The organism is Rhodococcus sp. ARP2 (assembly GCF_001029585.1).
GTDB lineage: Bacteria > Actinomycetota > Actinomycetes > Mycobacteriales > Mycobacteriaceae > Rhodococcus_F > Rhodococcus_F erythropolis.
Genome location: NZ_LEKE01000011.1, coordinates 57,547 through 77,126 on the forward strand (window position 1 = coordinate 57,547; position 19,580 = coordinate 77,126).

Genomic DNA, 19,580 nt, shown 5'->3' on the forward strand with positions numbered 1-19,580 from the left:
TTGCGGTTGACGCTGCAATCACCGAGGAGATCATTGTGATTCCCACAGAACCCACCGATTCCGGCGCACAGCCGCCCGAACCGGCGCGGCCGGGCTTCGAGATCGAGGACCTCACCGTCGGCGCTCATGCACACGGTTTCGGCAGGTCCGACGGTCGAACTTTCGCGTTCCGCGTACGCAAGAGCGTGCTGTTCGTCGAGGTATACGGCGAATACTGCGAGCACAGTGTGCCGACCCCTTCGGACGTTGTCGCCACGGCGGAGCGATCGGTCACCGACATCGATCTGACCGACGAGCGAAGCATCGCCGGTGTGGTGCGCGACGCAGTTCTCTCGACCGAGACTGATTGGTCACATCCGGACGTCGGTGACGGCGTTCGTCAGGGCGAGGGTCGCAGCCTGCCGACGGTGAGAGCAGTCCTGAACAGGCTGGGATCGATCATCGATTCTGTTCGGTGAATTCTCGGCGCGGGATAACCAGCGTTGCTCCGGTTGTCGGATGCGGGAACACCTCGACCGGATAACCGTAGACGCGGGTCAGAAGCTCTTCGTGCAGCACCGATTCCGGGGGACCGTCGGCGGCGATGCGTCCATTCTCGAGTACGACGATTCGGTCGGCATACGCCGCTGCCAACGCGAGATCGTGCAAAACGACGACGACGGCATCGCCGTCCGCAGCGCGAGCGCGCGCCACGGACATCACCGCTTCCTGGTGTCCGAGATCGAGTGCTGCAGTCGGCTCGTCCAGCAGGATGGTCGACGTTTCCTGTGCCAGTACCCGGGCAAGAGCGACCCGCGCCTGCTCGCCACCGGACAGCACGGCGAACGGCCGATTGGCGAACCCCTCGACATCGCAGGTCTTCATCGCTGCGGTGATAGCAGCGCCGTCGCGGTCTTCTCGGCGCGTTCCGGCCCATGGGGCACGTCCCATGCGAACGACCTGGCGAGCGCTGAACGAAAATCCGATGGTGTGTTTCTGGGGGAGAACCGCGCGTCGGCGCGCCATGTCGATCGGCGACCACTGAGTGAGGTCGGTGCCTTCGACGTCCACCCGCCCAGCGATGACGGGCTGATCACCGGCCAACGCCGCAAGAAGAGTCGACTTACCGGCGCCGTTCGGTCCGACGAGGACGACGAGCTCGCCTGCCCGGACTTCGATGGATACGCCTTCGAGAATGTGTCGACCACCGCGTTCGACGGTGATGTCGCGCGCTTCGAGGGTGACATCACCGACGCCAGGGCCTTCCGGTTCGGGGGTGACGCGGCCGAACAGTTCGCGCCAGTTTCTTACGAGGCTGCTCATGCCCACCCGCCCTGTTGCGCGCGTGTTCGTCGGAGAAGCCAGAAGAAGAAGGGGCCGCCAACCAGAGCGGTCAGCATTCCGAGGGGCAGGTCTGCGTTGTCGATCAGCGACCGCGAGCCGAGATCTGCGACAAGCAGAACCAGTGCGCCGGCAAGGGCGCTCGCCGGAATCAGCGCGCGGTGGCCGGGGCCGACAAGAATGCGCATCAGGTGCGGAACGATCAGTCCGACGAAGAGGATGATGCCGGTGAAGGCAACACTCGCCGAGACCAGGAGAGCGACGATCAGAACCGCGAACTGGCGCAGCCGTTCGACGTTGACACCCAGGTGACGAGCTGCATGTTCACCGAGTGCGAGAAGGTCCAGACGCGGAGCGATCATGACCGTCGCGGCAATTCCGACAACGGTCATCGGCGCCACGATCATGACGGCATTCCACGACGCTCCGTTGAGTGAGCCGAGTTGCCAGAACACGATCTGATCGCGAGCGGACGGGCTGGCGACGAAGGTGAAGAACGCGATGAGTCCGCCGGCGAACGCATTGATCGCGACGCCGGTCAGCACCAATGTCACTACTTCGGTTCGCCCTTCGTGGCGCGCAAGCAGGTAGACCGCCGCGGTGGTGAACAGCCCGGCGACGAACGCCGCCGCAGCAACGGCCCAGCCGGCCACGAACGTGCCGCCGACGACGATGACAGCGCTCGCGCCAACTGCAGCGCCCGCGGACACTCCGATCACCCCGGGCTCCGCGAGTGGATTGGAGAACACACCCTGCAGGAGCGCACCGGAACATCCCAGCGCCGCGCCGACACAGATGGCGAGCACGACGCGGGGGAAACGAACCTCCCACAAAGTCACTTCACCGCTGGGATGGGCGGGCATCGGACCGAGATCGAGCCCGATGCGGTGCAGAATGCTGCCCAAAACCTCGAGAGGCGATGTCGGAACTTGACCGATGCACGCCGACAGCACTGCGACGATCACCAGGGCGAGAGTCAAGCTGACCAGAACCGCACTCACCCGCGACCGCGACGCGGGGCCAGACGCCGACTTGTCGGCGCCCCCGACGTCATGTGAATCCTCGGCTGCGGACACAGACTTACCTGCTTCGGAACTACCTGTTTCTGTACTCACGAATCAGCACTCACAAATCTTTGCTCACGATCCACCGGGCTCGTAGATCGCTTCGGCGAGTGCCGCCATGACGCGTCCGGTGTTCGGCCCGAAGCTGAGCAGGACACCGTCCTCCATGTCGACTACTCGTTTGGTCTTTCCGGCCGGCGTCTGAGCGATGCCAGGGACCTTTTCGAGGCCGTCGATTCCGCCGATCGATGCCAATCCGTCCGTCATCATCAGCAGGGCGTCAGGCGCTGCGGCGATGAGCGCCTCGCTGGTGATGGGTACGAACTGTTGTGTGATGCCCGAGGCGGTACCCGCATCTGTGGCGCCGAGGGCCTCGATCAAGGAATCGGCACCCGAACCTTCACCGCCGATCATGGTGATGGCCGATCCGCGCATGTAGAGGAACGCGATCTTCAGTGGATCGCCGTCGTTGGGAACCAGATCGCGCGCGGCAGCGATCTCCGATTCGGTTCGATCGATCAGCGCTGCGCCCTGGGCCGGAACGCCGAGCGCGTCGGCGACTGCTTGGATCTGCCCCGGCACACCTTCGAGGGTTCGGGTCGGGTCGAAGAACACCACGGGAACACCGGCGGCGCGCAACTGATCCTGGACGCTCTTGGGCCCGATGCTCGTGTCAGTGAGAACCACGGTGGGATTCAAATCGAGGATGGCTTCGGTACTGAGCGATTGGCCGCCGACCGTGACAACCGGTACGTCCGCGACCGCGGGGAACTTGGCTGCGGTGTCGCGGCCGACAAGGTTGTCACCGAGGCCGAGCGCCACCGTTGTCGTAGCGAGCGTCCCGTAGCGGTCGGCCGCAACGATCCGGCTGTTGTCGGTGATGGTCACGTCGACGCCGTCGAAGCTCTTCACCGTCACGGGCAGCGTTGCGGTCGGGTTGTCGGACACGGGAACCGGGCTGGAATCTTCGAGTACTGCGGTCCGGGCACCCTGAGATGTCGTGGAGTTGTCGCTGGATCCGCAAGCCACGAGACCGAAACCGGCTGCTGCGACCAGTGCCGCCGCGGCCAAGCGCTTCATCATTTGACGAGGTAGCTCTCGATGTCGCCTTCGAGGTCGGCGAACAGGTCACCGTTGAGGCGGTACGCCAGATTCACCTCGTCGATGAAACGCTGCTGTTCTTCGGCCGGAATCTGCAGCGCATCCAGATTCGAGCGGTAGTCGTCCTTGAAAGGCTTCGGCTTGGGGATGCCTTCGAAGATGTAGAAGCGAAGTCCGTCGGTCTCGAATCCGTAGGCGCGCTCGAGCATCCGGCGGATGATCTGTCCGCCCGAGAGGTCACCCATGTATCGCAGGTAGTGATGTGCGACGAAGCCGGCGGGCCAGTCGAACGCCACTTCCTTCAGGCGGGCGATGTAACGCTCGGTTGCCGGCAAGGCCACGAGTTCGTCGCGCCAGTTCGGTCCGCCGAGGAACTCGAGATCGGCTTCGAGCGAAGCCACCCGCAACAGATCCTCGGACAGGAACGGAGCGACCAACTCGTTGTCGGCGTGTGTGCGGCCGGCCTCTTCGAGGCTCGTGTAGACGAGGTACGTCTGTCCCAGAAGAGCGGCGTAGCCAGCCGTGGTCAGCTCACCGCCGAGAAGCGCGCCTACGAATCGGGACTGCTCCGTCTCGCGGTGTGCTGCGTCCGTCTCGGTCTTGATTCGTTCGGAGAAGGCGGGGCCTGCGTCTGCGGAAAGGCTGTCTACGTCGAGCGTGGTCATTGTTTCTCCTGAGGCTGTAGTCAAGCGTTGCCTACTAGGTTAGCCTGCCCTCGCCAACACGATACCTTCGGTATTTCGATCAGCGGGACAGATCAAGCGCTCACATCGTCGAGAGCCGCGGCAATCGCTTTCGGAAGTTCCAATTCTTCGGTTGCCAGTACTCCTGTCAACTGGGCGAGATCCCGCGTGCCGACGACGGCGCTGGCCACCCCGGCGCGATCGCGCGCCCAGGCCAGTGCCACCGCCAGTGGGGAAGTACCCAGCCCGTCGGCGGCGGTAACGACTGCGTCGACCACCCGGATCGAGGAATCGGTCAGATAGCTCTGCACATCCTGCGAATGTGCTTCGTCGGCGCCGCGGGAATCGACGGGAATGCCGTCGCGGTACTTTCCGGTCAGAACACCGCCCGCCAGGGGTACTGCGGCGAACACTCCGACGCCGTGGTGGGCCGCCGCTGCGAACAATTCTTCCTCGACGCCGCGCGCGAGCAACGAGTACTCGGCCTGCGTTGCGGCGAGTGTTGTTGCGCCACCGGCTCCGACGGCCGTCGCGAGCTGCCAGCCGAGGTAGCCGCGCACGCCGACATACCGCACCTTGCCGCTCGAGACCGCGTAGTCGAGGGTTGCTGCAACCTCGTCGACGGGCGTGAGCGGATCCCAGGTTGCGACCTGCCACATGTCGAGGAAGTCGGTTCCGAGTTCACGAAGAGTCGCGTCGAGCTGGCGGAGCAATCCGCGCCGCGAGCAGTCGACGCGGTCGGTGCCGATCGGAGTGGGATCGATTCCGGCGCTCGAGCTGATGATGAGTTCGTCACGTGGAACGACGTCGTCGAGTAACTCGGCGAGGATCCGTTGCGCCGCACCGGCGCCGTATGCGGGCGAGGTGTCGACCAAGGTTCCGCCGGCCTCGGCGAATGCGAGTAGCTGCGCCGCAGCCTCGTCGCCGTCCGTGTCGCGTCCCCATGTCAGTGTGCCGAGCCCAAGCCGCGAGACCCGAAGTCCGCTCGTTCCGACAGATCTGTGCTTCATAACCGCCTGCATCTCGCGCCCGACTCGTGTGCGCAAGTGCGGCACCCGAGAGATCTCACCACGTGCAGACTAGTAGGCGCTCGCCTTGAGTCGGGGTATTCGGACACGGACGTGCCGGGCGCGGCGCGGCGCCGTGGGCCCCGGTAGCGTGGCGCCGGTGAAACGTGAACCCGACACACGAAACCTGTGTGCAGTAACCCCATTCGAATCAGCCGGGATCGGTGAGTGATGGGCGAAGCGATGACCTGGCTCCAGGCCGTGATCCTGGGCCTCGTACAGGGATTGACCGAGTTCCTGCCCATCTCGTCTTCCGGACATTTGCGAATCGTGTCGGAGATATTCTTCGGCAGTGACGCCGGTGCGTCGTTCACCGCGGTGACGCAGCTCGGCACCGAACTGGCTGTGTTGATCTACTTCGCGCGCGACATCGTGAGGATCATCACTGCCTGGTTCCGGGGTGTGTTCAATGCCGAGCACCGGGGCGATCTCGATTACCGGATGGGCTGGTACGTCATCATCGGTACCATTCCGGTCGGCATCCTCGGGTTTCTGTTCAAAGACCAGATCCGTACCGGCGCACGCAATCTGTGGCTGATTGCCACGATGTTGATCGTGTTCGCGCTCGTCATCGCCGCTGCCGAGTACTACGGACGCAAGACGCGCCCGATCGAATCGCTCACAGCGCGCGACGGCATCATCATGGGTTCGGCTCAGGCGCTCGCGCTCATCCCGGGTGTCTCACGTTCGGGTGGCACGATCAGTGCCGGTCTTTTCCTCGGACTCACCCGTGAGGCCGCAGCTCGTTACTCGTTCCTGTTGGCGATTCCGGCAGTTCTCGCCTCCGGTTTGTTCAGCCTCCCGGATGCCTTCGAGCCGGCCGGTGAGGGTCTGAACGCGAGCGGTCCGCAATTGCTGGTGGCAACCGTCATCGCCTTCGCGGTCGGTTACGCAGCGATCGCCTGGCTGCTTCGATTTGTTGTCGATCACTCCATGTACTGGTTCGTCGGATACAGAATCGCTCTCGGCGTAGTCGTCCTTGCGCTGCTGGCCACAGGGGTCGTGTCCGCGACATAGAGCCCGTTTCGACGTCGACCACCCGTCTGTGCGGCCACCGCCCCATTAGGGTTGTGGAATGACAGTTGTCCTACTGCGGCACGGGCGGTCGACGTCCAACACTGCCCATACCCTGGCCGGTCGAACGCCGGGTGTGGAACTCGACGACCACGGCCGGAAACAGGCCGAAGGCGTCGTCGATCGGCTGGTCGGTCTGGACATCGCGGAGATCGTCCGCTCGCCGCTGTTGCGGTGCGAGCAGACGGTCGGCCCCATTGCCGTCGACCGTGGTCTGACGCCGGTGGTCGAGGATCGCCTGATCGAGGTCGATTACGGCGACTGGACGGGTCGCCCGCTGAAGGAACTCTTGGAAGAACCGCTCTGGAAAGTGGTGCAGCGCCACGCTTCCGGTGCGGTCTTTCCCGGCGGTGAAGGGCTGGCCCAGGTACAGGCGCGAGCCGTTGCCGCGATCCGAGAGCACGATGCACGGCTGGCCGAAGAACACGGCAAGGACGTCGTCTGGATCGCCTGCACACACGGTGACGTCATCAAATCGGTTCTCGCCGACGCGTTTGCGATGCACCTCGATTCGTTCCAGCGGATCGTCGCCGAGCCGGCCTCGGTCAGCGTGATTCGCTACACGGCCACACTGCCGTTCGTTCTTCGAGTCAACGACACCGGAGACGTCCTCGCAGCGATCAGTGCAGCGAAGACCGCGACCAACGGTTCGGCTCCCGCGCAGGAGTCCGTCCCCGGTGGAGAGGTCGGTGCGTGAGCTGTGACGGATAATGGGTATTCAGTGATGTTCTGCTCGAACTCGAGGAGGTGCAATGTCGCGCGCGATTCACGTATTTCGCACTCCTGACCGATTTGTCGCAGGAACGGTGGGCGAGCCCGGTGACAGGTCTTTCTATCTCCAAGCCGTGCACGATTCACGGGTGGTGAGTGTGCTGCTCGAGAAGCAGCAGGTTCAGGTCCTCGCCGATCGCATGGGTCTTCTCCTCGAAGAGGTACATCGACGCTTCGGAACCGAGGTTCCGCCGCAGGCCGACGATGTCTCCGATCTCAGCCCGCTGGTCACACCGCTCGACGCGGAGTTCCGGGTCGGCACGATGGGGCTGGGTTGGGATGCCGATGCCGGTGCGGTCGTCGTGGAGTTGCTTGCCGTCAGCGAGACGGAGTTCGACGAATCGGTTGTCCTCGACGACGCCGACGACGGTCCGGACGCGGTCCGTGTGTTCCTGACCCCGGAGCAAGCGCGTGAATTCTCGCTGCGGTCCGAACGCGTCATCGCGGCGGGACGCGCGCCATGCCCTCTGTGTGGTGAGCCGCTGGCGCCCGAGGGGCACGTGTGCATCCGAACCAACGGATACCGCCGCGGCGAGTCCTTCGGTTTTGCGATCGACGACGCAGACGACGAGGTCTGACGTCGTGTCCGAACCTGGAGTGCCGGACGTTCTGCTCGAGGGAGATCTGACCCTGATCGGCCAGATCACCACGGCAAGCAACGCCACGCTGGTGTGCGAGTCGACTCTGGGGGAGCAGTCCACCCGTGTGGTCTACAAACCGGTGCGGGGTGAACGCCCACTGTGGGATTTCCCGGACGGCACTCTGGCCGGGCGTGAGGTTGCGTCGTACCGCGTGTCCGAGGCGCTGGGCTGGGGAGTGATTCCGCGAACAGTGTTGCGGGACGGCCCTTTCGGGACAGGCATGGTGCAGCGCTGGATTGACACCGTCGATCGCCGCGCGGATGGATCTGGCGGACTCGAGATGGTCGACCTGTGCAGTCCCGGCAATGTTCCGCCAGGGTGGTTCGAGGTCCTGCAGGCCTTCGACTCGGAGGGCGAACCAGTCTCTCTGATCCATGCGGACGATCCACGGCTGCAGCGAATGGCCGTTCTGGACGTCCTCATCAACAACGCCGACCGCAAAGGTGGTCACGCCCTCGAAGGCGTCGACGGCTCGGTGTACGGCGTTGATCACGGAATCTGTCTTCACTCGGAGAACAAGCTGCGGACCGTGTTGTGGGGGTGGGCGGGGCAGCCCGTACCCGGTGCTTTGATCGCCGACGTCGCCGAATTCGCGACAACTCTCGATGGAGATCTCGGGGACGAGTTGTCCGAGCTGATCACCGAAGAGGAAATCGTGGCCTTGGCGGTCCGGGCGATGCAGTTCGCCGAGTCGGCCGTGATGCCCGAACCGAACGGCCATCGAACGATTCCCTGGCCGGCTTTCTAGTCTCGAGACGTTTCCTGCTGTTCGCGAGTTGCCGTCTTCAATCCGGGTGAGCGAACCAATCGCAGTAGTTGTTCGCGCAGCGCGGCGACGTCCCCGACGCCGACGGTCAACGCCGCATCTTCCTTCTCGAGCGTCAGTAGTCGCTCGTACGTCAGTCTTCCGGCGTCGGTTATCGCGATCACGCGCCGACGCTCGTCCCGCGGATCGGTGTCACGCGTGACGTAACCCGCTCGTTCGAGACGGTCGATCGTGCGGCTCATCGTCTGATCGGTGACGCGGGCGTTCTTCGCGATGTCGCGTTGAGACGCCGCCCCACCGGCGATCGAGTGGAGCACGATCAGGCCCGCGTGCGTCATGTCCTGAGACCGCAGAACCTTCTCCCACGAGTGCTCTACCAGGCGCGCAGCGGTGGACAACAGCCGGCCGGTTGGCCAGTCGTCCAGGCCGTCGCTGCTCATGTTTTTGCCTTCCGTTTGCAATTACTCAGCATGCTGAACAAAATAGTCGGCAAGTCCTCTCTGCTGCCGATCCCTGGAGACCCAGTGAGCACACCAGTACAAAATCGTCCTGTTCGTCGCCTTCGATGGATTGTGCCAGCTCTCCTCGTGATCGGCTGGCTGGCAATCGGAGGATTCGGCGGCCCGTTCGCCGGAAAGCTCAGCACCGTGCAGCAGAACGACAACACGTCGTTCCTGCCGGCGTCGGCCGAAGCCACCGAGGTGGCAAAGCTTCAAGAGAGCTTCACGGACACCCGCTTCGTGCCGGCCATCATCGTGGCGGAACGACCAGGTGGCCTCGAGCCCACCGACTCCACCTTCCTGTCCCAGACCGTCGATTCGTTTGTCGGTACCGAGGGATTCGGTGACGCGTCATCGCCGCCGATCCCGTCGGCCGACGGCCAGGCGTTGCAGATGTTCCTGCCGGTCGACAGCACCCTCGAGGTCAAGGACAGCGTGAAAGCGTTGCGCGCGGCGCTGGAGTCGAGCCCTGACGGACTGACAGTCAAGGTCACCGGCCCCGCTGGGCAGGTTGCGGATCTGTCGGCAGCATTCGCCGGTATCGACGGACTGCTGTTGTTGGTAGCCGGATCCGTCGTGATCCTGATCCTGATCATCGTCTACCGGAGCCCGATCCTGCCGTTCGTGGTGATCTTTTCGGCGATCTTCGCACTCGGATTGTCGAGCTTGCTCGTGTATCTGCTCGCCGACGCGGACGTCATCGCACTGAACGGCCAGAGCCAGGGCATCCTGTTCATCCTCGTGTTCGGTGCCGCCACCGACTACGCGCTGCTTCTGGTCTCTCGCTACCGGGAAGAATTGCGGATCGAGAAGGACAAGTACGCAGCAATGCGGACTGCGTGGCGCGCGACGCTCGAACCCGTCGCGGCGTCTGCCGGAACGGTCATCGCGGGCGTTCTGTGCCTGTTGCTCTCCGACCTGAACTCGAACCGCGGACTCGGTCCGGTGGCCGCCATCGGTATCGCCGCGTCCTTCCTCGCATCGATGACGTTCCTACCTGCTGTCCTCGTTCTGTTCGGGCGGACTGCGTACTGGCCGACCAAGCCGAAGTTCGACGCCGACCGCGAGCACCACGACGAGGCGAACGATCACCGGTTCTGGGCCGGGCTCGCTGCTCGAATCGGTAGGCACCCGCGCCGCTTCTGGGTGGCGTCGACGCTGGTGCTTGTGATCTTCGCGCTGATGATGCCGCAGTTCAAAGCCAGCGGTGTCTCTTCGTCCGACATCTTCTTACTCGACGTCGATTCGGTTGCAGGCCAGGAGATTCTCGGCGAGCACTTCGACGCGGGTTCGGGTTCACCGGCCGTGGTCATCGCGAATGCGGACCAGGTGGACGCCGTTGCGGCAGCCAGTCGCGTGGAGGGCGTCAGCGACGTAAGCGTCGTACAGAACGGGGGAGCCCCACTGGTTGTCGACGGACGAGTCTCCCTGCAGGCGACGTTGACTGACGCTGCCGACTCACTCGAGGCCGAAGACACCATCGCGCGACTACGTGATGCAGTTCACTCCGTGGACGGCGCCGACGCGTTGGTCGGTGGCGTCACTGCGACCGACCTCGACACGAAGACCACCTCGACACGGGACCGGACACTCATCATTCCCGTGGTGATCATCGTGGTGTTCGTGATTCTCTCCCTGTTGCTGCGTTCGCTTCTCGCACCGCTGCTTCTCATGGGCACCGTTGTGCTCTCGTTTGCTGCGACACTGGGCATTTCGTCGCTGGTGTTCGACCACCTCTTCGGGTTCCCCGGCGCGGATCCGGTGGTCCCGCTGTTTGCGTTCGTGTTCCTCGTGGCTCTGGGAATCGACTACAACATCTTCCTCATGACGAGGGTGCGTGAGGAAGCGCTGAAGATCGGCACTCGGGCGGGTGCGCTGCGGGGACTCACCGTGACCGGCGGGGTGATCACCTCTGCCGGAGTTGTTCTGGCAGCAACCTTCTCGGCGTTGGCGGTGATCCCGCTGTTGTTCCTCGCGCAGATCGCGTTCATCGTGGCGTTCGGTGTCCTGCTCGACGCTCTGATCGTCCGATCCTTGCTGGTCCCGGCCCTGACCTACGACATCGGTCAGAAGATCTGGTGGCCGAGCAAGCTCGCGTCGATGCCCGAACCGGAGCAGGATCAGCCAGCACCTTCCCAGCCTCAGAGCAGTCTCCACTAGGCTCGGCAGCATGCAGTCTTGGTCCGATACCGCACTCCCGTCCGTTCCCGGTCAGGGGCCGCCGTTGCGGCTGTACGACACAGCCGACCGTCAGGTTCGCCCCGTCACCCCGGGCAAGAAAGCGACGATGTACGTCTGCGGCATCACCCCGTACGACGCCACCCACCTCGGTCACGCGGCCACCTACCTCACGTTCGACCTCGTGAACCGCATCTGGCGCGACGCCGGACACGACGTCCACTACGTCCAGAACGTGACGGACGTGGACGACCCGCTGTTCGAGCGCGCCAATCGCGACGGCGAGGACTGGATCGTCCTCGGCATGCGTGAGACCGCGCTCTTCCGGGAGGACATGGAAGCGCTGCGCGTGCTTCCGCCGAAGGACTACATCGGCGCCGTCGAATCGGTGAACGAAGTAGTCGAGTTGGTGGAGAAATTCGTGGCGTCCGGCGCCGCGTACATTGTCGACGACGCGGAGTTCCCCGACGTCTACTTCCGCGCCGACGCGACCGAGCAGTTCGGCTACGAGTCGGGCTACGACCGCGCGACGATGGAGAAGTTCTTTGCCGAACGTGGCGGAGATCCCGATCGCGTCGGAAAGCGCAATCCGCTCGACGCTCTTGTCTGGCGGGCGGAGCGTGCGGGCGAGCCTTCTTGGCCGTCGCCCTTCGGACCGGGACGCCCCGGTTGGCACATCGAGTGCGCGGCCATTGCGCTCAACCGCATCGGCTCCGGCTTCGACGTCCAGGGCGGTGGCAGCGACCTGATCTTCCCGCACCACGAGTTCTCGGCAGCACATGCCGAATCGGCAACGGGTGATCGCCGTTTCGCGCGGCACTACGTGCACACGGGCATGATCGGCCTCGACGGCGAGAAGATGTCGAAGAGTCGCGGAAACCTCGTCTTCGTCTCGAAACTGCGCGGTGAAGGGGTCGATCCCGCAGCAATTCGTCTCGGATTGCTCTCCGGCCACTACCGCCAGGATCGCGCGTGGACCGATCAGGTCCTCGAGGATGCTCAGTCGCGTCTGAAGGTATGGCGCGAGGCAGCGGCTCTCGATTCCGCGCCGTCAGCCACCGACACTGTTGCGCGGTTGCGTCAGCATTTGGCCGACGATCTCGACACCCCGAAGGCGCTCGACGCGCTCGACGGTTGGGCACGCCGCGCCATCGAGGGCGGCGGATCCGACACGCAGGCACCCGGCGAGTTCGCCGATGCCGTCGACGCCCTGCTGGGTATTTCGCTTCGCTGAATCCCTGCTGTGCGCCTTTATTAACCCCGGGCGGTTAATAAAGGCGCACAGTGGTTTCTAGGCGTAGTCCAACGCACCTTCGGCTGGTGTCGGCACCCGGCGCCGTAGCGGCGAGCCCAATGCCCGCGCCAGATCCGTTCCGTCGTGCTCGGCGAGCAGCTCACCGTTCGACCACACCAGCAGCGCGGCGCTGACAGCTTGTTCGGCCGTGGAGTGCGCGAGGTCGTAGTGCGCACAGCCGGGGACGTCTGCGTACGTGATCCACAGGTCGTAGCCGGTCATGAAGAGATCCAGGTCGAACTGAACGCTCAAGCCGAGCAGCTCGCTGCGTCCGTTGTCGTCGACACCGGCGAAGGCCTCGTCCAGTGCCAGCAGACGTGGGGCGTGCGGGTCGGCCGAGTCCAGCATGACGTGCGCCGCGGCGAACAAAGGAAGGTGCAGCGAAACCGACTGCTCGCCACCGGACAGTGCGCTGTGCCGCGCGACGGTAAGGCGGTCTTCCTTGCCCTCACCGCTGATGAGGGTGAACGAGAACACGCGCCACTGCCTGTAGTCGAGCGCCGAGGACAGGATTTCCGGGTACGAGCGTTCGGGGTGCGCCGCGCGGGCGGTACGGATCTGGGTCGCGAAATGAGCTCGCAGAGTAGCCAGTTCATCGACGCCGAGGGCCGACGCGTCTCGATCCAGCAACTTGGAGATCGCCCGCGAGCTGTCGTCGAGGTTGTCGGCGAGCACCCAGTGAACGCCGATGGTGTTGCCCGAGGACATCCGACGCTCACGCATCTCCGTGCCCATCTGTGCGATCAACACGCGTGCATCGACCGTGCGCTCGTGGATCTGCTGAGCCAATCCGGTCAGCAGGGCATCTTCGAGAATGCGACGCTCGGATTCGGTGAGCAACTGCTCCTGATCGCCACGAGCATCGTGGATCCGCGTTGCGAATTCACCGATCGACGAATAGCCCTGATCGTCCTGCACTCGTACGACGGTCAGTCCGTCCGGTGCGTCCCATTGCAGGCGGTAGTCCTGTCCGGCCGCTGCGAGTTGGGCGTCGAAGTCCTGCAACGCCGAGGTCAGTGCCGTGCGGGTTGCCTTGCGGGCTCCGTCGGTGACGCGTACCGCCGAGGTCGCAGCCTCGAGCGCTCGGTACAACTTGTCGACGTCTTCGGGGAGGACGGGCGGGTGGGCCGCGTCCTCGCTGCGGTCTTCGTTCTGGATGCGGTAGACCAACTGATCGGGGCTCATCCACGCCGCTGAACTTGCCGGCCAGCTCAGATGTTCCTTGACGCCCAACAACTCGAGAAGGTCCGGGCGAGCATAGGGTGCGAGTCGCTCTGCATCACTGCGGGTTTCGGTCAGGGTGTGCCGCAACGTCTCGACGGCGGTGTTGTACGCACCCTCTGCCGTGCCGATCTGGAGTACCGCAGCGTCGTACGCCTTTCGCGCAGCACGCTGTTCGACCTTGCATTCTTCGATCTTCGCGCGGGCTTTTGCCAGGTCGAGGTCGATCTGCTCGGCGCTGGCCCCGAGGGTGTCGCGCAGTGTCTCGAGGCGCTGGACCTGCTGAAGCAGACTCTCCTCGGCGATGGCGGCTTCCTCGGCGAATTCCTCCGCATTGGCGCGTGATTCGTCGAGACGGTCGCGAGACTCGCGTTCGAGTTCGACTTCCTTGGCATGTTCGCGTCGGCAGCGCAGCGCCAGTTCGCCCTGCTTCTCGAAATGACGGATCGCCGCCGCGAGGGAGTCGAGTTCACGGCCGATATGCGGGGTCCGGTGCTGCGACGCCGTCGCCCGGAGTTGCTTTTCCTTCGCCGCGAGATCGGCGATCGCCGCATCGAGTTCGCGTTGCGCTGTTTCCGTGGCCTCCGAGCGAGTGCGGAGTGCACCGGCGGATTCGGTGACAGTTTTGAGTGCGCGGAGGATCGACCCTGTCTTCGGCAATTCCTTTGCCGCAGAGTTGATTCGGCTCAGCTGCTCGTTGGTCTGCGTCACCAGTGCCTTGGCTGCATCGACTGCCGCGGCAAGTTCTTCCAGAGCCGCGTCGATCTCGGTGATCCGAGCTTCGCGTCGACGCGCCCGCGCTGTCGTGCCGATGTACTCGGCGTCGGCCTTGACGTGCCGGCCACGCGCGACGCCCTGCCAGAAGCGCCCGTCGACGCCGATCGCGACGCTGGCATCGGAGTCGCCCGGTGCCTCGACGAGACTGATCGACGCGAGAATGTCCTGTACCCGAGCGTCGGGTACGTCGGCATTGCCTTCGACCTCGAGGACGTCGGCCAGCGTTCGTCCCTTCGGGCGCTGCTTGACCGGCAGAGCGGTCAGGAACTGCTCACTGACGTGATCGGGAATCGTTTCGTCGGGGCAGACCCAGCCGTCCAGCAGATTTGCCGCCTGGAGTGCGGATTCGATTCCCGTAGCCACGTCTGGTTCGACTGAATCGGCGAAGCGCACCAGCTGCCACAGCGGCGCCCCACCCAGATCACTGCGGTTGTCGGTCCGTGCGTGGAAGGCCGGCGGAGCATCGTCATGTTCCGCCGAGACGGCCTTGCGCTCGGATTTCAGAGCTGCGATGGAGGCGTGTGATGCAGATATTTCAGCTTCGGCCTCACGACGTCGCTCGCGCAGCGTCTCGGTGCCTGCCTCGGTGTGCTCGGTGAGAACTGCGGAGAGCGCCGGAGCGTCCTCGTCGCCGACCTCGGCGAGCGCCGCGTCGAGAGCCTCGAACAGCGACGTGTCTGCACCGACAGCTGAGAACAAGGAAGAGTGATCGGTCCACCACGCGCGCAGCCCACTGGCGCACTGACTGCGTGCGAGTTCCACGGCAGCTTCGCCCTCGAGCACAGCGGCCTTGGACGCTTCGAGCAGCTCTTGTCCACGGCGCGAGCTGTTTTCGGCCCGGGTTCGTTCGGTAGCGGCCTTCTCGACGGTCGCGAGCGCAGTGCGGACGACGCGTACGTCGCCGTCACGTTCCTCGGCATGGCCACGCACGGCTGCCGTGATCTGGTCGCTGCGTGAGCCGTCGGGCAGGGGAGTCCAGACGATGCCGGCGTCCTCGGCGGCTGCCTGCAGTTCGTCCTCGGCACGCGAGAGTGCCTCGGCTGCACGCTTGACCGACGATGCAGCCTTGTCGGCTTCGTCGCCGCGCTGCGCGAGTGCAGCCTGCGCCTTCCTCGACTTGTCTGCCTGTTGCTCGGTCGAGAGCTTGAGCGTCGAGACGGCCTGAGCGAGATCGTCGAGTTGCTGTTTGCCTTCGTAGGCGCTCGAGCGTTGCAACGCTTCGACATTGGCGCGCGCGTTCTCGAGTGCCTGCTCGGCCTGGTTGAAGCGCTCCTCGGCTGCTGCCCGGGCCTCACGGCTGCGAGTCTGGGCGAGCGACGACTCGTCCATGGCGGCAACGCCTCTGGTGACCGCTGCGAGGCGGGTGCTGACCTGTTCGATCTCTCCGCGCGACTGCTGACGCAGGTACTTGGTGTAGACGCCGATGAAACTCTGCGCTGCCTGATCGGCGGCTGCGAGCCCCTCGAGCGCGCGGCCGACCTCTTCCATATCGCTGAACGAACGCGCAGCTTCGAGGACGAGTTGGTCGTCGAGTGGACGGAGGCCGTCGGTGAGCGCTTGCGAAAGGCCCTTCGGATCAAGGTTCTTCGCGAGCTGGGGACGGCGAAGCGTGAGAATGAGATTGATCAGCTGGTCGTAGCGCTGCACTCCGAGACCGAACATTCGCGCGTCGATCGCGGTGCGGTAGTCGAGGGGACGGTCGGTGATGGAATCGCTGCCGAGTTGTTCGGCCAACTGCTTCTTGGTGAGAGGACGATCGTCGTTGCCGATCAGCGAGAAGTCGACTCCGACGCGGCCGTCGGCGACGAAGTACCAGCGGGTGACCTTGTCGTTGGTGCGGGTTGCCCGCATGCCGATGCCCACGGTCACCGACTCGGGATCTTCGAGGGAGCCGCGGCAGAACTCCATCCACACGTAGGAGTGCGCGCTGTCCTGGCCCCGGTAGAGCAGGTTGGACTTCATCGTGCGCTCTTCACCGGCGAAGGGGTTGAGGCGCCGCGGTTCGATGCGGCCGTCGAAAACGAACGGGAACAAGACCTCGAGGGCCTTGGTCTTACCGGATCCATTTGGCCCTCGTAGGACCAGTCGACCGTCGGCGAACGAGAACTCCTGGTCTCGGTAATCCCAGAGGTTGATGATTCCAGCCCGAGTAGGTCGGAAGCGGGCGTTGCTCATACGTTCTCTACCTCTGATAGTTCGCCGTTGGTGGAAGATTCGGGGCCGAATTCGTCGACCGGATCCGGTGCGGAGTTGTCTACCGCGAAGTCGATCTGAGGATCGCGTTCGCGTACGGAGACCACGACGTCGCGGTACCGGGCAAGGACGGGCAACACCAGTACGCCGCCGTCGACCGCATGCGTCAGGCGCAGACGTTGCAGCAACCCGAGCGCCTGCTTGCGCAGCCCGTTGTGATCGGCCTGCCATTGCGCTGCGAACGTGCGTCCGAACTGGTCCACCAACTCGGTGACCTTGTCGGCGAGCCAGTCTTCGTCGATCATCGGGTACGTGACGGGTTCCGGGGGCTCGGCCGGTTCGCCGGCAGGCACCACGAAGTCGTCGTCCTCGTCGGCGAGGTCCTCGAAGATCCCGGCCTCAGGGATGGAGGCATCGAGTTGTTCGATCAGGTGATCGTCCGACACGTGCGGGATCGGAAGTTTCGGCAGCTTCGGAGCGTCGACGTCGAGTACGCGGTCGGCAATCTCGCCGGCGAGGAGTAGCGCTACCTGGGCGATCGTTCCGGTGCTCGGGAAGCGGACGTCGGAGAGGCGACCGGTGGGATCGATCATCGCGATTCCCTCGGCGCGACGCTCGGCCACCAACCCCGTCAGTAGTTCGACTTCCGACGCGGTCTTGGGCTGCGCCAAGGCGATCAATTCGTGCTGATCAAGTTCACCCGCCAGTACGACCGGCCGCTCGACCAGAGCCCGACGCACTCGGCGTCCGATCTCTTTCGCGTCCACATGAATTCCGTCGTCCTCGGCAGCGCTCGAGGTCTCCGTGGCCAGGAGTCCGCGGATGGAGTGCAGGTGCTGCAGGGCGCGCGGCGGACGGAACAGGGCTACGACGACGGAACGGTCGATGTCGTAGAGCGCTTCTCCCGCTTCGGGATTGGACGCCCAGCCGTTTGCGTCACCGTCGGCGAGTGCGATGGCGCCTCTGACGCCGAGCCAGCCCACTGCGTCGACGAAGGCGTCGCGGTCCGACGCACGATCGGTGGAGAGTTCGACGCCGTCGACTTGTGCAGCGTCGGCCGCGACGTGATCGGCCAACTCCGACAACGTGATCTGGTTCCCGGCGCGGCCCAACGCGGCCAGGCACAGTGCCAGGTAGGCGTAACGCGTGCGATCGAAGGTTCGCTCGGAGGCAGTTCGGGCCGGTGCCGACGGGTTGAGTCGATCCGACACCGTGAACAGGCGCGCGGTGGTCTCCGTCACCTCGAGGCGGTAGCCGAACAGTTCGAGTAGGTCGTCACGCAGCTCGGTGGCCCACCGGCGCAAGAGCGGCAACGCAATTCGATCCGGGTACGTCGAGGTGATCAGGTGGTTGGACAGGATCACTCGCGCCGCGCGTTGATACGAGTCGAGGGCAAGGGGCGTGATCTCGCGAGCTCTCATCGAACACTGACCTCGATGCCGTCGAGGTGCATACGCCCGCGGGCGGTCTTGATGGTGGTCGAACCGTCCGAGGGACTGAGCGTCAGCTTCACCCCGTTCTCACTACCGGTGGAGCTCTTGACGCGTCCCACTACCGGAACGCGCGCGGTCAGTGCTGCATTGAGCAGACTCAGCAAAACTTCGGTCTCCTGCTCGTTGAGTTCACGCTGATAGACGCCGTTCGACGCGAGTGATTGCGCCGCGGCGCTGCGGGTACGTTGCGCTGCCAACTGCTCTTCGCGTAGGCGGCGGATGCTGCCGTCGTTGCGGGCGACCTTGCTCGGCAATCCTGGTGAGGGTGGGCGGCCGGTTTCGGCGAGTGTTCGCGCGATTTCGACCGGCGGTGCCTCCCACCACGAACGTGAGTGAGAAATGATGTCGGCGTCCGGATGCACCATCGAGAGGTGGCGTGGACGGCCGAGGTCGAACACTGCCTGGAACAGAGCATGAGCTGCGTCTTCGGACGGCGTGGCGGCGAACCAGCCGGCGAGGTGCCGGAGCTGGCTCTCGCGGCTGACGCCGCCGCGACGGGTTTCCGTGACGCGGCGAAGGAGCGCCAGAACCGCGGCGATCGCGCTCATCGTGCCCTCACGTAGACGCTCGGACTCGCTGATCCCCGATTCCGCGGAGACGAACCAGGCGGTCAATCCTCGCCAACGCGCAGCCCAGTCGTCTTCGCGTTCGGTGATCGGGACGAACACCCGTTCGTCACTGGCGGCGGCGAGGCGGATCATGCGATCGACCCCGGTGGATTCGACGTGCTCGATCGCTTCCTTGAGCTTGGGGGCGTAGCGCGCCAGATCGGAGCTGAACTCCCGCATGTGCGTGAGCAGAGCGTCCTTGTGCGTGAGGAAAGCCTGCGGAGTGATCTCCGTGGTCCGTACGAGGTCGCCGAGGGTCAGATAGAAGTGCGCGGCTCGATCGGCCATGTCGGAGAGCGTCGAGTCGAGGCGCTTGAGCTTGCGGAAGATCAGGTCGCCGTCGGAGCTTCGGTTGGCCTCGGCGAGTTCGGACATGTCTGCGAGCAGGTCCGGCAGAGCGAGGCGCGAGAGCGAGGCCGAGTCCAGGCGTGCGGCGAGAACGTCTTCGACTGATCGATAGACCTGGTATCCGGCCTGACCGAACTGGTAGACGAAGTGGCGATTGCGGTACTCGGCCAGCGTGGCCGCGCGGGTGCCGTCGTAGCTGCGCTCGAGGATCTCCCACACATGGAGCTGATCCAACAGGGGAGTGACCTCTGCTGCCGACAGATCGGCCGCCGGATCCGATCCACCGATCTTCTCGAGGATTTGCGCGACGGCTCCGGCATGCAGCAGGACGGTGTAGTTGGCGCGAGCATGGTCGAAGGCACGAAGTACCCAGAGGTACTCGGCCCGTTTTTCCGCGATCGTGAACGAAAACAGCTTCAGTCGATTGGTGTCGGCGTACGCGGCGTAATCGGGCGCACTCGTTTCTTCCACCATGACAGGG

At 64.5% G+C, this 19,580-nt stretch carries 16 protein-coding genes; 7 read left to right on the top strand and 9 right to left on the bottom strand.

Annotated elements, in window-relative coordinates; all coding sequences use genetic code 11:
* The first annotated feature begins 35 nt into the window (after window positions 1-35).
* The gene (locus tag ABX74_RS02465) at window positions 36-458 is read left to right on the top strand and encodes a hypothetical protein (protein ID WP_020969683.1); all 423 of its coding nucleotides are present in this window, start codon (window positions 36-38) and stop codon (window positions 456-458) included.
* Here the strand turns inward: ABX74_RS02465 and ABX74_RS02470 are convergent.
* The 5 genes from ABX74_RS02470 to ABX74_RS02490 all read right to left on the bottom strand — a co-directional run bounded on the left by ABX74_RS02470 (window position 439) and on the right by ABX74_RS02490 (window position 5,178).
* The gene (locus tag ABX74_RS02470) at window positions 439-1,302 is read right to left on the bottom strand and encodes a heme ABC transporter ATP-binding protein (RefSeq protein ID WP_047888172.1); all 864 of its coding nucleotides are present in this window, start codon (window positions 1,300-1,302) and stop codon (window positions 439-441) included. The two genes, ABX74_RS02465 and ABX74_RS02470, sit on opposite strands and share 20 nt — an antisense overlap.
* On the bottom strand, window positions 1,299-2,396 hold the full coding sequence (locus ABX74_RS02475; protein ID WP_020907826.1) for a FecCD family ABC transporter permease: 1,098 nt from the start codon (window positions 2,394-2,396) through the stop codon (window positions 1,299-1,301). The genes ABX74_RS02470 and ABX74_RS02475 overlap by 4 nt, the downstream gene beginning before the upstream one ends.
* 63 nt (window positions 2,397-2,459) lie before the next feature.
* Window positions 2,460-3,467 (bottom strand): hemin ABC transporter substrate-binding protein, encoded by a 1,008-nt coding sequence (locus tag ABX74_RS02480; RefSeq protein WP_047888139.1) that lies wholly within the window; start codon window positions 3,465-3,467, stop codon window positions 2,460-2,462.
* Window positions 3,464-4,150: a heme oxygenase (biliverdin-producing) gene (locus ABX74_RS02485; protein ID WP_003946162.1), complete on the bottom strand. Its 687-nt coding sequence runs from the start codon at window positions 4,148-4,150 to the stop codon at window positions 3,464-3,466. The genes ABX74_RS02480 and ABX74_RS02485 overlap by 4 nt, the downstream gene beginning before the upstream one ends.
* 92 nt (window positions 4,151-4,242) lie before the next feature.
* A complete protein-coding gene (locus ABX74_RS02490; protein ID WP_003946175.1) occupies window positions 4,243-5,178 on the bottom strand; it encodes an aldo/keto reductase in 936 nt (311 codons plus the stop codon).
* A 228-nt stretch (window positions 5,179-5,406) separates the two neighbouring features.
* Between ABX74_RS02490 and ABX74_RS02495 the strand changes: the two genes are divergently transcribed.
* The 4 genes from ABX74_RS02495 to ABX74_RS02510 are packed head-to-tail and all read left to right on the top strand — an operon-like array spanning window position 5,407 to window position 8,469.
* A complete protein-coding gene (locus ABX74_RS02495) occupies window positions 5,407-6,252 on the top strand; it encodes an undecaprenyl-diphosphate phosphatase (RefSeq protein WP_019748539.1) in 846 nt (281 codons plus the stop codon).
* Between the two features lie 58 nt (window positions 6,253-6,310).
* Window positions 6,311-7,006, top strand: a complete 696-nt coding sequence (locus tag ABX74_RS02500; protein ID WP_019748538.1) for a histidine phosphatase family protein — start codon at window positions 6,311-6,313, stop codon at window positions 7,004-7,006.
* A 55-nt stretch (window positions 7,007-7,061) separates the two neighbouring features.
* Entirely contained in the window at window positions 7,062-7,658 is a 597-nt protein-coding gene (locus ABX74_RS02505; RefSeq protein WP_047888140.1) for a DUF3090 domain-containing protein, read from the top strand.
* A gap of 4 nt (window positions 7,659-7,662) precedes the next feature.
* Window positions 7,663-8,469 carry an SCO1664 family protein gene (locus tag ABX74_RS02510; RefSeq protein WP_019748536.1) on the top strand — a complete coding sequence of 269 codons (807 nt, stop codon included), beginning with the start codon at window positions 7,663-7,665 and terminating at the stop codon, window positions 8,467-8,469.
* Here the strand turns inward: ABX74_RS02510 and ABX74_RS02515 are convergent.
* Window positions 8,466-8,927: a MarR family winged helix-turn-helix transcriptional regulator gene (locus ABX74_RS02515; RefSeq protein ID WP_003946187.1), complete on the bottom strand. Its 462-nt coding sequence runs from the start codon at window positions 8,925-8,927 to the stop codon at window positions 8,466-8,468. The two genes, ABX74_RS02510 and ABX74_RS02515, sit on opposite strands and share 4 nt — an antisense overlap.
* A 30-nt stretch (window positions 8,928-8,957) precedes the next feature.
* Between ABX74_RS02515 and ABX74_RS02520 the strand changes: the two genes are divergently transcribed.
* Together ABX74_RS02520 and mshC are read left to right on the top strand one after the other, a co-directional pair.
* The gene (locus ABX74_RS02520) at window positions 8,958-11,147 is read left to right on the top strand and encodes an MMPL family transporter (protein ID WP_223257806.1); all 2,190 of its coding nucleotides are present in this window, start codon (window positions 8,958-8,960) and stop codon (window positions 11,145-11,147) included.
* 10 nt (window positions 11,148-11,157) lie between these two features.
* Complete coding sequence (gene mshC / locus ABX74_RS02525; RefSeq protein ID WP_047888142.1) at window positions 11,158-12,399, top strand: cysteine--1-D-myo-inosityl 2-amino-2-deoxy-alpha-D-glucopyranoside ligase; 1,242 nt, start codon at window positions 11,158-11,160, stop codon at window positions 12,397-12,399.
* Between the two features lie 57 nt (window positions 12,400-12,456).
* Here the strand turns inward: mshC and ABX74_RS02530 are convergent, their stop codons facing one another.
* The 3 genes from ABX74_RS02530 to ABX74_RS02540 are packed head-to-tail and all read right to left on the bottom strand — an operon-like array spanning window position 12,457 to window position 19,573.
* A complete protein-coding gene (locus ABX74_RS02530; protein WP_047888143.1) occupies window positions 12,457-16,632 on the bottom strand; it encodes a TIGR02680 family protein in 4,176 nt (1,391 codons plus the stop codon).
* The gene (locus tag ABX74_RS02535) at window positions 16,629-18,071 is read right to left on the bottom strand and encodes a TIGR02678 family protein (protein ID WP_047888144.1); all 1,443 of its coding nucleotides are present in this window, start codon (window positions 18,069-18,071) and stop codon (window positions 16,629-16,631) included. The genes ABX74_RS02530 and ABX74_RS02535 overlap by 4 nt, the downstream gene beginning before the upstream one ends.
* Complete coding sequence (locus ABX74_RS02540) at window positions 18,068-19,573, bottom strand: TIGR02677 family protein (protein WP_019748531.1); 1,506 nt, start codon at window positions 19,571-19,573, stop codon at window positions 18,068-18,070. The genes ABX74_RS02535 and ABX74_RS02540 overlap by 4 nt, the downstream gene beginning before the upstream one ends.
* Between the last annotated feature and the right edge of the window lie 7 nt (window positions 19,574-19,580).